The sequence below is a fragment of the Limnofasciculus baicalensis BBK-W-15 genome, from assembly GCF_024178385.1.
GTDB lineage: Bacteria > Cyanobacteriota > Cyanobacteriia > Cyanobacteriales > Coleofasciculaceae > Limnofasciculus > Limnofasciculus baicalensis.
In genome coordinates this window covers 1-1,345 of the sequence record NZ_JAMZMM010000705.1, presented here as the reverse complement: position 1 = coordinate 1,345, position 1,345 = coordinate 1, and the positions used below count along the sequence as shown (strand labels likewise).

At 48.7% G+C, this 1,345-nt stretch carries 1 protein-coding gene; it reads left to right on the top strand.

The features are described from left to right. Positions 1 to 314: 314 nt before the first annotated feature. Positions 315 to 1,345 (top strand): photosystem II D2 protein (photosystem q(a) protein) (gene psbD, locus NJ959_RS29600; protein ID WP_254015340.1); only part of this gene is annotated, 1,031 nt, incomplete at its 3' end.

Sequence of the window (1,345 nt, the reverse complement as noted above, 5' to 3'; positions counted from 1 at the left end):
CCCTAGATGAGAGTCACAGAGCGCCACCCAATCCAGTACAGCCACAGTGGGGTTCCCCAGTGGAAACTTCCCCAGTCTATTGACACGGGGTTTTCAGGCTATTGTCTTATCAGAAGAAAGATGAAGCAAAAGATCAAAAAATGTGATACGTTAAGAAACGTTAATTGAAATCTCAGCAAAGTCTATAGCTGCTGAGAGAAGGATGCCCAGACACATCCGTTGAGACAGAGGCTCTCAAAAATTCCCTGGCTACCCTTGGGAAAATGTCAACCTATAAATCCTTGTAAACCCTTAATGTAAGAGGATTTGAAACTATGACCATAGCCGTTGGACGTGCCAGCAGCAATCGAGGATGGTTTGATGTCCTCGACGACTGGCTCAAGCGCGATCGCTTCGTCTTCGTCGGCTGGTCCGGTTTGTTACTATTCCCCTGTGCTTTTCTAGCGCTAGGGGCATGGCTCACCGGAACCACCTTTGTGACATCCTGGTATACCCACGGTTTAGCCTCCTCCTATTTAGAAGGTGGCAATTTTATCACCGTTGCCGTTTCCACCCCCGCTAACAGTCTGGGACATTCCCTATTATTACTCTGGGGACCTGAAGCTCAAGGCAGTTTTGCTCGGTGGTGTCAACTGGGCGGTTTGTGGACGTTTACCGCACTCCATGGCGCTTTTGGCTTAATCGGCTTCATGCTGCGCCAATTTGAAATCTCTCGCCTAGTGGGTATTCGCCCTTATAATGCGATCGCCTTCTCAGGACCGATTGCAGTATTCACTAGCGTCTTCTTACTCTACCCCTTGGGACAGTCTGGCTGGTTTTTTGCCCCTAGCTTCGGCGTAGCGGGTATTTTCCGGTTCATTCTGTTTGTGCAAGGGTTCCATAACTTTACCCTCAACCCCTTCCACATGATGGGCGTAGCGGGTATTTTAGGTGGAGCTTTACTCTGTGCCATTCATGGTGCAACAGTAGAAAATACCCTCTTCCAAGATGGTGACAGAGCCAATACCTTTGTGGCTTTTACTCCCACCCAAGCCGAAGAAACTTACTCCATGGTGACCGCCAACCGCTTCTGGAGTCAAATCTTTGGTATTGCTTTCTCGAATAAGCGTTGGTTACACTTCTTCATGCTATTCGTACCCGTCACTGGGTTATGGATGGCATCAATTGGGATTGTGGGTATCGCGCTCAACCTGCGGGCTTATGATTTTGTCTCTCAGGAAATTCGCGCAGCCGAAGATCCCGAATTTGAAACGTTCTACACTAAGAACATTCTGCTCAACGAAGGCTTGAGAGCTTGGATGGCTCCAGCGGATCAGCCTCACGAAAAATTTGTATTCCCAGAGGA